This window comes from Solibacillus sp. CAU 1738, assembly GCF_039888725.1.
Classification (GTDB): domain Bacteria; phylum Bacillota; class Bacilli; order Bacillales_A; family Planococcaceae; genus Metasolibacillus.
Map to the genome: position 1 here is coordinate 148,157 of NZ_JBDQQN010000002.1, position 14,478 is coordinate 162,634.

The 14,478-nt window shown below is 35.3% G+C and carries 10 protein-coding genes and 1 pseudogene; 4 read left to right on the plus strand and 7 right to left on the minus strand.

What is annotated here, in order from left to right:
• The first annotated feature begins 35 nt into the window (after positions 1-35).
• Positions 36-476, plus strand: coding sequence for an ETC complex I subunit (locus AAFN87_RS05840; protein WP_347790108.1), 441 nt, complete (start codon positions 36-38; stop codon positions 474-476).
• A gap of 477 nt (positions 477-953) precedes the next feature.
• Positions 954-2,858, plus strand: a complete 1,905-nt coding sequence (locus tag AAFN87_RS05845) for an AAA family ATPase (RefSeq protein WP_347790109.1) — start codon at positions 954-956, stop codon at positions 2,856-2,858.
• Positions 2,859-3,175: 317 nt separating this feature from the next.
• Here the strand turns inward: AAFN87_RS05845 and AAFN87_RS05850 are convergent.
• The 5 genes and pseudogenes from AAFN87_RS05850 to AAFN87_RS05870 all read right to left on the minus strand — a co-directional run.
• A pseudogene (locus tag AAFN87_RS05850) lies at positions 3,176-3,997 on the minus strand (carboxypeptidase M32); the annotation flags it as partial.
• Between the two features lie 280 nt (positions 3,998-4,277).
• Positions 4,278-5,162: a GNAT family N-acetyltransferase gene (locus AAFN87_RS05855; protein WP_347790110.1), complete on the minus strand. Its 885-nt coding sequence runs from the start codon at positions 5,160-5,162 to the stop codon at positions 4,278-4,280.
• 687 nt (positions 5,163-5,849) lie between these two features.
• The gene (locus tag AAFN87_RS05860) at positions 5,850-7,352 is read right to left on the minus strand and encodes a carboxypeptidase M32 (RefSeq protein ID WP_347790111.1); all 1,503 of its coding nucleotides are present in this window, start codon (positions 7,350-7,352) and stop codon (positions 5,850-5,852) included.
• Positions 7,353-7,407: 55 nt separating this feature from the next.
• The gene (locus tag AAFN87_RS05865) at positions 7,408-8,331 is read right to left on the minus strand and encodes a hypothetical protein (protein ID WP_347790112.1); all 924 of its coding nucleotides are present in this window, start codon (positions 8,329-8,331) and stop codon (positions 7,408-7,410) included.
• Positions 8,318-8,821: an RNA polymerase sigma factor gene (locus AAFN87_RS05870; RefSeq protein ID WP_347790113.1), complete on the minus strand. Its 504-nt coding sequence runs from the start codon at positions 8,819-8,821 to the stop codon at positions 8,318-8,320. Before AAFN87_RS05870 ends, AAFN87_RS05865 begins: the two co-directional genes overlap by 14 nt.
• A 337-nt stretch (positions 8,822-9,158) precedes the next feature.
• Between AAFN87_RS05870 and AAFN87_RS05875 the strand changes: the two genes are divergently transcribed.
• On the plus strand, positions 9,159-10,703 hold the full coding sequence (locus tag AAFN87_RS05875) for an S-layer homology domain-containing protein (RefSeq protein ID WP_347790114.1): 1,545 nt from the start codon (positions 9,159-9,161) through the stop codon (positions 10,701-10,703).
• A 293-nt stretch (positions 10,704-10,996) separates the two neighbouring features.
• Here the strand turns inward: AAFN87_RS05875 and AAFN87_RS05880 are convergent, their stop codons facing one another.
• The gene (locus AAFN87_RS05880) at positions 10,997-12,628 is read right to left on the minus strand and encodes a flavin-containing monooxygenase (protein ID WP_347790115.1); all 1,632 of its coding nucleotides are present in this window, start codon (positions 12,626-12,628) and stop codon (positions 10,997-10,999) included.
• A 15-nt stretch (positions 12,629-12,643) separates the two neighbouring features.
• The gene (locus tag AAFN87_RS05885; protein ID WP_347790116.1) at positions 12,644-13,588 is read right to left on the minus strand and encodes an alpha/beta hydrolase; all 945 of its coding nucleotides are present in this window, start codon (positions 13,586-13,588) and stop codon (positions 12,644-12,646) included.
• Between the two features lie 154 nt (positions 13,589-13,742).
• Here AAFN87_RS05885 and AAFN87_RS05890 point away from each other — a divergent pair, with 154 nt between their 5' ends.
• Positions 13,743-14,426, plus strand: a complete 684-nt coding sequence (locus tag AAFN87_RS05890; RefSeq protein WP_347790117.1) for a helix-turn-helix domain-containing protein — start codon at positions 13,743-13,745, stop codon at positions 14,424-14,426.
• Positions 14,427-14,478: the final 52 nt, after the last annotated feature.

Here is a 14,478-nt window from a genome sequence, read left to right on the forward strand (position 1 = left end):
AGTTCCTAAACAAATAAGGATTGGAGTTTTTTCTAATGTCACGTAGTTTTCCGCAAAGAGGTTCTTATGTTGTTGGCTTATCATATAATCAACTTTTGGGCAGTACAGAAGACCCCCCTCAAAATAATGGTCAAATCGTCAGTCATTTATTTTTTGCACACTCTTATTCAGAAGAAGAAGCAGTTCATTACGCTAAACAAGGCTTTACTGTATTCGTAGTTGAATCTGGACTAAGTCTGAATATGGTGGATTTTTTTCCAGAAATACAAAAACTTAGACCTTTTGAAATTCCTATTCAAACAGAAACCAAAAATTCGAATGAACCAGATAAAATTTTTCCACGTATAGAATCTAAACATGGTTGTAAATATTGTTCAGTTCGCTATCTTAAAGTAGGTATTAATGCAACAGTGTGTGATATGTGTAAAAAACATTTAAAATGCACTTCTTGTGGACGTTGTATTTGTGAGAGATGAGGATAGAATAATATGCTTTCATTTGGCATGAACTTAAAGTTGTTCATTGTTAATGATGTTTGTAATAAAATTACTTAATATACGGTTCTCAGTAATGTATCTAAATGAAGTTTTACTATTTTCCCTAATAATCTATACAGTAATAGGGATTAGAGTTTACAGAGCACACCATTGCCTTTATTCATAAAGACTGTTATTGATTGGTACATGTCCATGGCGAGATCATGACAATTCCAGACAGTGCATATTAATTCAAAGCGGAAGTCAAACCTATCAACCACTTGATAGTGAGGACTTGACTGGAATCAAATCCTTGAGACATAAAAGAAAGGTTCAAGAAAAAGTTTGCAGCCTATGCTGAAATCGTATGCTTAGGATACTCTAAAATGTAATCAAAACTTACATAAACGATTTTCAGAAAAATAACTTATAATGAGATGAAGATTATATTCAAATTACAGGAAAAGAGTGACTAATTTGGTATACCACATAAAAAGACTAATTGTTAATAGCAATTTAAAATCCGACTATAACTCGATAGCCATAGGAGACCTATCTAAAGTCAACATCTTTGTAGGTTCTAATAATTCAGGTAAAAGTAGATTCCTTAGGGGAATATTCGCAACTGATAATAAAATTTCTTTTATGCCGCCAGAAGAAATGGTAGACGTTAAGAAATATTACAATATACTAATTGATTTTATGGATGAAATAATTAGCGCTATAACAAAAAATTCTCTTGAGGGCATTGGTAAACTTGAAGTAAACCAATTAATTAATGATATTAAAGAATCAGAACATACTCCATTTTTAAAAGAGGATAGGGATTTATTTAGCCACTTTTATAGATTAATTGATCAAATAAATGAACTGAATAACTCATCACCTGTATCTATAAAATCAAGCGTAAGTGTTGGAGCTAATACAAGAAATCAGGTAATAACTAACTTAAAAACATTAATTAATGACTACCAATCAAAAATTAGCGAAATAACTCCTTCGGGTAGATCAAATTATAAAATTAATTTTAAACGTGTTTATATACCGACTCTACGTGGCCTAAGAGGATATGTAGATACAATCGATACTGGAAAAGATATTTATAAAGAACGAACGAAAAATGATTACTTCAAAGAAACACCGGAAACTTTAGAAATACAAACTGGACTTAATCTCTATGATGAAATAACAGACATGTTATTAGGAAGTGTTCAACAAAGGTACAACATGCTGAAATTTCAAGAATTTTTGTCTGAAAGCTTCTTCGACAGACAACAAGTTACACTTACGCCCGTTAGAAATTCAGATATAATAAAAGTGAAAATAGGAACAGAAAAGGAAAAAAACATATCTGAATTAGGGGATGGTATTCAATCTTTAATCATCTTAACATTCCCTCTATTTAAGTTTTTAGAACACAATTTGCTATTATTTATCGAGGAACCCGAGTTGTATTTACATCCAGGTATGCAAAGAAAATTTATTGAAATTATATTGGATGAACAATTTGCACATCACCAATTTTTCTTCACAACCCATTCAAATCATTTTTTAGATATGACACTTGATATTGATAAGATATCCGTCTATAAGTTCAGAAAAACATTAGGAGAACATTCCGGAAACCCTACTGAAGAACTAGATGCAACTTTCTCTATAGAAAATGTAAGTAATGAGGACAAGAGCGTGTTACAAGAACTTGGAGTTAAAAATTCTGCTGTTCTTCTATCTAACTGTACCATATGGGTTGAAGGTATTACAGATAGATTATATATAAGACGTTTTCTTAAAGTATTTCAAGAATCTCACCCTGAATTAAAACAGTTTAAAGAAGATATACACTATTCATTCGTTGAATATAGTGGTGGCAATATAACTCATTGGTCGTTCCTAGATGAAGATGAAAAAGTTGATGATGCAGGACATGCTTCTATGAATGCTGAAAAAATCTGCAGCACTCTTTTTTTGATTTCTGACAAAGACGGTGATGATAAACGTCCTCGACAAGAAAAGTTAAAATTAGTTCTAGGAGATAGGTATTTTTGTTTAGAATGTAAAGAAATTGAGAATATACTCTCTGCAGATACAATAAGAGAAGTAATTTCTGAATATGAAAAGAGTACACTAGAACACCTAACTAACAAAGACTTTACTCAAGATGATTACAATAACATGCATTTAGGTACCTTTATCAATTCTCTTTTACCAGAAGGGACTAGGAAAAGAAGAGGTAGTTATGCCGCAGATTCAGGAACTATAGTAAATAAATTAGATTTCTGCAAAAAAGCTATAAACCATATAACTACGTATGATCAATTAAGTGAGGAAGCCCAGAAATTAAGTCAAGTTCTTTATGACTTTATAAAAGCACACAATGAGTAACAACATTTATTAATTAACTCTTGATTATAAATGTTATATATAGCTAAGAAAACCGCATCACTTATGATACAGTTCACCAAAACTAATCTTCAATGTATGGGGTGTTATTTTATTCGCGTTAATCTTATTCGCGTATACAATTATGATTTACGAGATTATTACGCAATCTCCTCCAGGTTTTAAAGGCTTCAATAATCTTTGGTAAACTAAATTGTTAAATGCCCTCCCCTCTCGGAAAACGAGCTGGGGAGTTTTTTATGTGCTTTTAAATGGGAATAAAACTTAATAAGGCGCCCACAAAATGTGAGCGCCCGCTTTTATAGTTGATAAATATTAGTATACTTTTCTTTTAAGTAATCAGCTAGATATTTCGCGTTTAGCCCTTCGCCTGTTCCTTCTTGTAGAAGTTCGAATGGCTTTTTCAGTGCACCATATTGATGTACTTTTTCTGTTAGCCATTCGCGAATTGGTGTTAAATCCCCTTTTGCACAAAGCTCGTCGAAATTAGGAATATCTTTATCCATCGCATGTTTCCACTGCGCAGCATACATATAGCCTAGTGCATAGCTTGGGAAGTAACCGAAGCTACCGCCGCTCCAGTGTGTATCTTGCAGTACGCCTTGTGCATCATTAGCAGGGCGAATACCTAAATACTGTTCATATTTATCATTCCATACTTGTGGTAAATCTTCTGCTTGTAAGTCACCATTAAATAATTCGCGCTCAATTTCATAACGAATCATAATGTGTAGTGGATACGTTAGCTCATCCGCTTCAATACGAATGAAAGATGGCTCAACGAAATTAATTGCTTTTAAGAAATCTTCCACAGTAACATTGCCAAATTGCTCAGGAGAATGTTTTTGTAGCAAGCTAAAATTATGTTTCCAAAACTGTTCGTTACGTCCTACGAAGTTTTCATAGAATAAAGATTGTGACTCATGGATACCCATAGATGCACCTGTTGCAAGTGGTAGTCCTGTTAGTTTCGGATCGATATTTTGTTCGTATAATGCGTGACCACACTCATGAATCGTACCAAAGACAGCAGATCGGAAGTCATTTTCATCATACTTCGTAGTGATACGAATATCGCCACTATTTAAGCCAATCATAAAAGGATGAACACTATCATCTAAATACTTTATAGTCTATGAAATAAAACGTGCTTAAAAACGAACAAAAAACAACACTGAATGCATTAGCACCAGTGTTTTAAGTAAGTTATATTATTTTAAGATTGATTCACTAAATTTATCAAAGCCATTGCCATCAATGTTAGGTTCACTTCTTCTCGTTACTATTACATTTGATTTTTCGTATTTCAAAAGTTCTTCAATGTGTTGGGATTATTATACTTTAAAATGTCCCAATTTATTGTGTCCATAATTTAGACTAACATCAGAACTTATTTGAATCTTAATTATTATTTACCGATAAATCATAACTATCCAAAAAATACTTTTCTTTAAACCCAACGGATTTGTATAAATTTATTGCCGCTTCATTCTCACATGACACGCATATAGTTACCTCATCAATACTAGGATATGAGAAAAGCTTCTTTAAAGCATCTATTATGAGCATTTTCCCAACCCCTTGACCTCTAAATTCCGTAGATACGGCAATGTACTCAATATTCCCTTCTTTATGTTCAGGATTTGCTTCTATATATACATAACCTTTAATTTTAGATTCATTTCCTTTTATAATTAGTAGATCATTACTGCTATTCAACCTTTTTAATATAGAATGGGAATTGAAATATGTTTTTGGAAAGACCTCATCATGTAAACTAATGAATGAATCATAGTATTCTTTGTCTATTTTTTTTGAAGTAGTAATGGCTTCTTTAGTAAACATACTTCTTGTTATATTAAGAACCAGATCTGCGCCTGAGTATTGAGCTTTATTTTGGGTAACAAATTCTTTTGCAAATAAGTTATCTTTATTTATAAAAAAAGAACAAGACTTTATCTCTTGAGGTATTTTAAGAAGAACCTTGTTCCATAATGCTTGTGCAACATCCAGATTCTCATCTGTGACAAATGGACCCCAGATATCCGCGTACCCCCCGTCTAAATCAACATCCAATCCAATCGTACCAACTATATTAGATTGATCATATGCCACTAAAAAAGAATCTTCAAATTTTAAATCAGAAAAATCATTCATTAAAGAATCGTATATTTCTTCATTTTGCTCTCCACAAAATCCAATGTGGCTTCTACTTTTTGTATTTATTTTTTCAAGATAAATAGAGAGTTCTTTTACATCTTTTGGTGAAATAATTTTAATTTCCATAGTAATCTCCTCGTTTAATAGTGTCAAAATAACCCTTTTTAATTTGCAAATTTCTCGCATTTTTCAAACAAGTATAACCTAAAAAATGGACAGAGAAAATTGAGATTTTGTATTAAATCTAAGCTCGCTATCGCTTGCTCATATCACAAAAATTCAAATTACTTGTGAGGTTATAAGGGTTTATGTAACGGGTGAGGAATAGCAGCCATTCTTCTAAACGTACCTTTTTTCGGTATCGAATACTGACCTAACTTACTCCACTTGTTTACGCCTTGTTTAGTTAATTTACGAAATTCCCCTTTCCATAAAACACTCACCTAATTTATGTATAAAATGTATTTTACCATATAAAAAGCGTATTTACTTCATAAAAATAAATACGCTTTTTAAACTCATTTACTTATTGTACGATTCACCAAAATTAATATTAACTAAATAACTTCAAGTTTCTTTTGTATGTCTATTTGCATTACTACTAGTAAAATATCTCTCTTTATTCAAATAATTTGTTAAGTGTTTTAAATTTGGTATCTCAATTAAAGGCATTCAAAACCTACTTTATAACTCTTCATATTTCACTAAATAGCAGACTAGAGGGGATTTTTACTTAATACATTCGACATTAAAAAAGCACTACCAAAAGTTTAGTTTCCTAAGCAATTAGCAGTGCATTTTTCATAGTTGTTTCTATTGTAATTGATAAATCTTCGTATACTTTTCTTTTAAGTAATCAGCTAAATATTTTGCGTTTAACCCTTCACCTGTAACTTCTTGCAATAGTTCAAATGGTTTTTTCAGTGCACCATATTGATGTACTTTTTCTGTCAGCCATTCGCGAATTGGAGTTAAATCCCCTTTTGCACAAAGCTCGTCAAAGTTTGGAATGTCTTTATCCATCGCATGTTTCCATTGTGCAGCATACATATAGCCTAATGCATAGCTTGGGAAGTAACCGAAGCTACCACCGCTCCAGTGCGTATCTTGAAGTACACCTTGTGCATCATTTGCAGGGCGAATACCTAAATACTGCTCGTATTTATCATTCCATACTTGTGGTAAATCTTCTGCTTGTAAGTCACCATTAAATAATTCGCGCTCAATTTCATAACGAATCATAATATGAAGTGGGTATGTTAGCTCATCTGCTTCAATACGAATGAAAGATGGCTCAACGAAATTAATCGCTTTTAAGAAATCTTCCACAGTTTCATTTCCAAATTGCTCTGGAGAATGTTTTTGTAGCAGGCTAAAATTATGTTTCCAGAACTGTTCGTTACGTCCTACGAAGTTTTCATAGAATAAAGATTGTGACTCATGGGTACCCATTGATGCACCTGTTGCAAGTGGTAGTCCCATTAATTTCGGATCAATATTTTGTTCATATAATGCGTGACCACACTCATGAATTGTGCCAAATACGGCAGAGCGGAAGTCGTTTTCGTCATATTTTGTTGTGACACGAATATCTCCACTATTTAAACCAATCATAAAGGGATGAACTGTTTCATCTAAGCGACCCGCATCGAAATCATAGCCTAATTGCTCTAAAATTTCTAAAGAAGCTGCACGTTGCCCTTCTTTCGGGAAATGCTTAAATAGTATTTCTGTATTTGGTTTGTTTGGAGATTCATTAATTGCCTTTACAAGAGGTACAATTGTTTCACGTAATTCCCCAAATACACGGTCTAAAATATCAGTCGTCATGTCTGGTTCATACTTATCAAGCAATGTGTTGTAAGCAGAACCATTTTTAATACCCCAATACTCGACAAATTTCTTTTGGTACGCAATGATCTCTTTTAAGTATGGTAGGAACAATGCGAAATCTGATTTCCCTTTTGCTTCTTCCCAAACTGATTCAGCTTTTGACTGCAATATTACATACTTTTTATATTCATCAGCAGGTATTTTTTTTGATTCATCATAAGCTTTTTTTGTTTCTTCAAATAAGCGTTTTGTCACAAAATCAAGCTCATCTTGCTTCGCTTCAAGCGCTGCTAACATTTCCCCTAGCTCACCCGCAGTTTGCAGTGCGAATAATTCAGCTGAAAGAGTGCCTACTACTTCCGCGCGCTGTGGTATACCTTTTTTCGGAGCTCCAGTACGCATATCCCAATAAATAACCGATAGCGCCTCTCCATAGTTTTGCATTTTCTTTACATAATCAATAAATTGCTGTTCAATTGCCATAAAATTACCTCCCTTTCATTTCCATTATATTAGTTCGGTGTTCGGAATGAAAGAGTTAGAGGATAATAAGAAGGAAGAATACTATAGAAACCATCATTGTTGTAAATGCCCATTTCCATTGCGGATGTTTAATCCCTAATCTCACCTCGAAATATTCGCAAATTACAAATGACATAATGCAACCGATGACGATTAGTCCTAAATGCTTCGCTCCAAGAATATATTCGCCCCATAAGAGAGGTATATACATGAGCATATTTGAAAAAAAACGTATAGAACTTCTACCTTTTTTTCGTTTACCTTCTTCATCTTTAATATAAGATTTTCGACTAATAAAGATTGAATCTATCAGTATCAGAACGATTAATGCCAGGAATACATATAGTTTCCAACCGTTATCTTTTTGTTGGCGTTCAATGTCGGCGATTAATCTGTACATTGCTTTCCCGGTGTCGTTCGGTAGAACATAACGTTGTTGTGCAATAACATCGATTAATTCATAATTAATCGATTCTGTGGACAATTTCAAATAATGCTGTTGTCCCCCGTCATACGTTAATAACACATCATACACACCATAACTATCTTGTATTTGACCATCCCAGTCTACTACGACGATATTTGCGTCAGTTACATGTGACTGAAATGTAGCTAAAATTTGTTCATCGCTAGTTGATTTCTTTTGAAAATACATAGGAGAATTTAAATTCAGTTCACGCTCTGGTATTTGATTTTTAAGAACAGTTATTTCTATAGGTTGATCTGTTAAAGCTGCTTGCTGAGAGGTTTCATTAATGTCATTTTCAAAGTAAAATAACAGGAATAATACGGCAATACATGACATCACGAATTGCTGTGTCCTCAGTTGTAATTTCTGAGCTCGCTTAAATCGGTTTGTATTGCTAGTTTTTTGTACTTCCCTTTCATGCATCGCACGTTCCGGCCGCGCAATCTCTGCTAACTCTTTATCTAAATTCATCCCATTCACCCCCTAGCAATGTACGTAGTGCTTTCAAGCCACGTTCTGTATTGTTTTTTACTTTTGACTCATTCCACTGTAAAATTTGTGCGGTTTCTTTTATGGAATAGCCTTCTATTTTGCGCAATACTACTGCTTCTCGATACTCAAATTTCAGTTTTCCTAAAGCTTCATAAAGTAAATAACTTGTAGACTGATTATCTAACCACATTTCGGGCGTATATGTATGATCAATTTCTTCATAATGTGCTAAAAACGGGACAAATTTTAGCAGCTTCTTGCGCCTATAAAAATCGTATACTGTATTATGCGCAATCGTTATAAGCCATGTTTTTATTTGTGCCTCACCACGGTAATTCGGTGTTTTCAGTGCCTTCAAAAATGTCTCTTGTGTCAAATCTTCCGCTGTTTCTTTATGACCGACAAGTAAGTAAATATAATGAAATATTGCTTCGTTATGCTCGTCATAATTTTGCTCCAATCGAAACACCCCGACACCTCCTTTTTAAGTTAGACGTATCACTTTTAATTTTGACTCACTTTCTCATTAAATACATACACATACTAAAATTACAATTTTCGACTTATAAATTTTTTTATTCTAATTCTATTTTAAAAAATGTTCCCCCTTAAAATAAGGTGAGAACATTCGAAAAATGTAGATATTAATATCCAAACTACCATCTATAATAAAGAGTAGGATTAAAATGTAAACTAAATAGATTGAACTAGTGCAAAGTACCACAATTAGTTTGAAGGGATGTCGTTTTAAACGTCAGATTCCGATACAATATAATCACCATTCAAAAAAGAAAGGACAAGAGCGATTGAAGAAGAAAATACTTATACTATTTGGAGCACTATTGCTCTGCTGCAGTATGCCTCTATCCGTCACATTCGCCGCAAACGGAATGCAATTCAAAGATGTTCCACCAAGCAAGCATTATGCTGAAGCGGTCTATAATCTGGCAGAACGCAATATTATTGGAGGCTATCCGGACGGCACTTTTAAGCCAGGGAATTCCATTACGAGAGGACAGGCAGCTGCAATAATCGCTAAGCTGATCAAATTGGACACGGAAGAGGTGAAGGATCCGGGATTTAAGGACGTTTCGTTGGAAAATGGTTATTATAAAGCCATTGCAGCCATGGCAGAGAATGGCATTATTAGCGGATACGGGGATGGAAACTTCGGGCCGAACGATCCCATTAAACGGGGGCAAATGGCTTCGATTCTTGTAAAAGCGTTCGATCTGCCGCGGTATAGGTTCTATGATATTAAAAACCCATTCAAAGATGTTGTAGAATATGAGTCACACGGCACTAGTATTCTCATCATCTATAAACTCGGCATCACGACAGGAACGTCTCCTGACAAATTCAGTCCGAATGCTCCTATTACAAGAGGGCAAGCGGCTAAAATGATAAAAGCAACTGAAGACCGGAAACCGACAATGGTGACATTCAAGGCCAGCGACTTCGGATGGGATAATCTTGGCGTTGTATATGAAGAGAAGAATTCCGATTTGTTCAAATCATTCATAGTGTATGGGAAAAAAACACCTTCCGGAAATACTGAAGATAGGCTTCAGTTGGTTCCATTAAAAGAGGGCGAGGGAACGCTTAACTTGTATGAAATCTCTAAGGATGAAGGGAATTCTGTCGATCCTTACAAATATCAATACAAGAAATTTTATGTTCATATCAAAAAAGTGAACGGTGAGCTGGAGCTGACACTCGAAGAGACAAATGATTTTCTGCCGACAAAAGCGACTCTTACATTATATAAAGGTGAACTGGCCGAGAACGTTGCCATTTCTACAGTAGATGGGAAGAAGATATCTGATAACTTTGCATTCAAAAAAAGTCCTAATCGTCCTGATATCTACATCGATCTTGACCAACCGGGCGAGTATATAGCGACAGTCCGTTTCGACGATGGGAAAGAAGTACGGTACGGGATCGAAGTAAAACAGCCAACCAATGCGCTCTTCACATATGACATCAAGACACTAAGAGAACAGCTATCGATAGTATATGATGTGGAAAAGTCATTCTTTGAGTCTCTCTCTGAGGATTTTAGATATGATGAAAATGCTGCGAAAAATATAGGCAAACATAAAATCCTCACAAATAACGCAGAGGAGATTGCTGAGGTCACTAGAGACTCGGGTACGAATGTGTTCCGGGCTACTGCCAAGAACACAGGCTCGATCGAAATAGAATTCGAGAATAACATACCTTGGGTTTTAGGTGTGCCAGGTGATGCAATGTCAGGTTCCACGACTGGTATTAGCATAAATGTTCAGCGAATGGGAGAGATTACCAATATCTCCGTAAGTAGGATTGAATATATCAATCCTGACCACTAAATGAATAAGTGGAAATCGAAAAGCAGGTATGCTTTGGAACTGCCTCGTAAATGTTAGACACTCAACTTACATTTACGGGGCTTTTTTACATTCGGATTGACTTTTGAATCGAAGGTACTTCTATTCGCCTTAAATGGGAGCATTTAACGGGACAATTAGAATAGGCTTAGATGGAATACAATAATCGATATGAGTGGTTTAACAGCGCAAGATTGATTAGAAAAAGCCGTAATTGAAAATTGAAAAGAAAGGACTAACCCTTTTCAACTTAAAGGATTAGTCCTAATTTTCTATTATTCTGTTATAACAGTCGTTGGAATTTTTTCAAAAGTAAAGCCGCTATAATCATTCGCGGCAATGTTATCACAAATGCTACGGTAATTATGAAGACCGCCTACAAAAATAACAAAGCCACGTTTTTCACCGTCTAAATTGGCTCTTGTATACCAAGAACTTGTTTCTGGATAAAGTGTTTGATTAGCGATTTCATCGCATTGTAGTCCCCATGATAATTCTGCTTTCTTTTCTGCCTCAATTGTTTGAATTCCTTGTTGTTCCATATGGGAAATACAATCAGCAATCCAGTCGACATGCTGTTCAATTGCTGCAGGCATATTCGTTAATACAGATGGACTTTGTGGACCTGTTATCATAAAGAAATTAGGGAAGTTTTGCATTGCTAAACCAAGATACGTTTTTACTTCATTTCCTTCTTTCCATTTCTCCTGAATCGTTTGTCCGTCTCTTCCTCGAATATCCATTTTCAATAGCGACCCTGTCATTGCATCATAACCAGTTGCATACACAATGACATCGCAATTCATAACACCGTCGCTTAATTTCACACCGTCTTCTACTATGCAGTCGATTGGATTCTCTTTTAATGAAATGAGCTCCACATTATCTTTGTTAAATGTTTCATAATAGTTTGTACCGATAATTAATCGTTTTGTTGTAATATAATAATCAGGTAATAATTGCTCAGCTGTCTCCTCATCCTGCACTATTTCCTGAATTTTATCACGAACATATTGGGAGACAATGAAGTTCGAATCTTTATTGACTGCAACATCAGAAAGTGCTGTACCAAACGATAGTCCACCAGTTTCCCAAACGTAATCAAGGAGTTTTTTGCGTTCCTCTTCTGATAATTCGGCTGCCGATTTACCTGTCCTCAATAAATCAATACCACCAGATGTATTTATATAACACTCACGAATTTGGTTGTAATTCGCAAATGCTTGATCCTGTTCTTCTTTTGACAGCTGGCGATTTCTCGCTTCTGTTACATAATGTGGAGTTCGCATTAATATCGACACTTTTGCCGCTTCTTTTGCAATTTCTGGGGTAGCTTGAACACCACTTGAGCCGTTCCCAATAATAACGACATGTTTATCAGTGAAATCTACTTTTTCATGTGGCCAGCGCCCCGTATGGTATTGCTCTCCGTTAAACGTTTCCGCACCTTCAAATGGTGGTACATTAGTAGTAGATAAACATCCTACCCCACTTATAAAGTATTTTGCGAGAAATGTTTCTCCGCTATTAGTAGCAATCTCCCAGCATTTCTTGTTATTATTAAAATGAGCAGATATAACACGGGTATTAAATTGAATATCAGAGCTTAAATCTAACTCATCTGCAACAAAGTTTAAATATGCTAATATCTCAGATTGTGCGGAATAACGATCTGTCCAACGCCATTTTTTATACAGTTCCTCAGAAAACGTAAAACTATAATAAATAGAATCCGAATCACACCGCGCACCCGGATAACGACTCCAATACCAAACACCACCTACACCATCTGCCGCTTCTAACACACGAGTAGATAGGCCAAGCTCACGAAGTTTGTGCAACATATATAATCCCGAAAATCCAGCACCGATTACAATCGCATCATATTGTTTGACTTCGTTACTCATTTGGTAACCTCCTATTTAATTAGAAACATTCGTTGGGATCGTTTGTAAAAATTCTGCAATTGCATTCACAGTATGCTTTGTTTCTTCTGCAAATAAAATCATATTACTAAAGTAACCATGAATACTTCCTTCTAGCTCTGTGTAAGTGACATGAACACCTGCTTGCTGCAGCTTATGTCGATAAGAAATACCATCATCACGTAGTACGTCATTTTCCGCTGTAATAATAATAGCTGGTGGTAAATTACTTACATCTTCATATAAAAGTGGTGAAACATGTGGATGTTTATATTCTTTCTGATCATTCACGTAATAGTTACCGAACCAAATCATTAAATCTCGATCAAGTCCATAGCCGTCTGCAAATTGTTCATAAGAAGAAGTCGTAAAATCAAGGTTTGTTACTGGATAAATTAACGCTTGTGCAGAAATCGATGGACCGTTTTGTTCTTTACTCAAAATGGTCATAACTGTTGCTAAATTACCTCCAGCTGAATCGCCACCTACAACAATATCATCTGCTATCGCACCTAACTCAGCTGCATGTTCATGTGCCCAGCAAAGCGCTGCATAGCAATCTTCTACTGGTACAGGGAATTTATATTCAGGTGATAGGCGATAATCAACTGAAACAACGACGCGTTTCGTTTGTTCAGCAAGCAAACGACATCCAGCATCGGACGTTTCTAAATTACCTATTACCCAGCCACCACCATGGTAGTACACGAATAGTGGAAAAGGACCTTCCCCGGATGGTGTGTAAACTCGAACTGTTATGTCACCATCATTAACAGCGATTTGTCGATCTTCCACATTTGCAACAGTTGGTACTTCTACCCCTTCTGGAGGTGGTGGAGCTAGACTTAATGCATGACGAACTTCTTGAGCAGATAAATCTTGTAGTTTCGGACCGCTGTAAAACGCTTCCAAATATACTTTTGCATTGTTTGATACGCTCATTTATAACATCCCCTCACATTTATAATTGCACGACTTCTATTTGTGCACTTATAGCGTATCAAGGAATACTAAAATTACCTATTCCTCCTTTCGTTTATTTGAATAGCTAAAAGAGGGATAAAAAATATATAAATTCTGAGGAGTGAACTAGAAATTGGTAACAAAGTGGGCATTGGAAGAAATGTTAAAGGATATACATTACTTAGATACACAAGAAGAACAAATTTGTCGTCTTTTAAAGTGTTTTTATGAACTGTTTCCATCTGATAAGCTTTCCTTTTTCCGTTTTAGCCCTGTAGGTTATGTAGGAGAAGGTGTTGCCATAATAGAAAATGGGAATATGCGGTCTTTTACCTATATACGAGATGATATTCGGTCTTTACCTGCCATTCGGAAAGTTGTTGAAGAGAGATGGGCTGCTTTTTATGAAGGTGAACATTATATTACGAATGTTTCAAGTCGTTATCAGCAGGACAAGCCTTTGCTCGGACTACTCGTCGTACCCATTTTCATTCATAATATGACAATTTCCTATATTTGTAGCGAATATGTATCATACATCCCCCAATTTCAAGCACATAATTTTGCCCAATTTACACTGTTTGGTGAGATGGCTGCCAAAATCCTTATCCAGCATGATGCGCCTCCCCACCCTCGCCTAAGTCCACGTGAAAATGAAATCATCCGAGCGATAGCGAACGGTTTATCAACAAAGGAAATGTCTGATGTTTTAGATTTAAGTGAAGCCACTATTAAGCAATATATTAAATCTGCGTTAATGAAACTCGGTGCTAAAAATCGTGCCCATGCTGTTTCACTTTATTTGGCGAGGAAATGACTTATGAAATTGATGAAATTAAGAATACAAGAGAAAAAATGAAACCAACAAT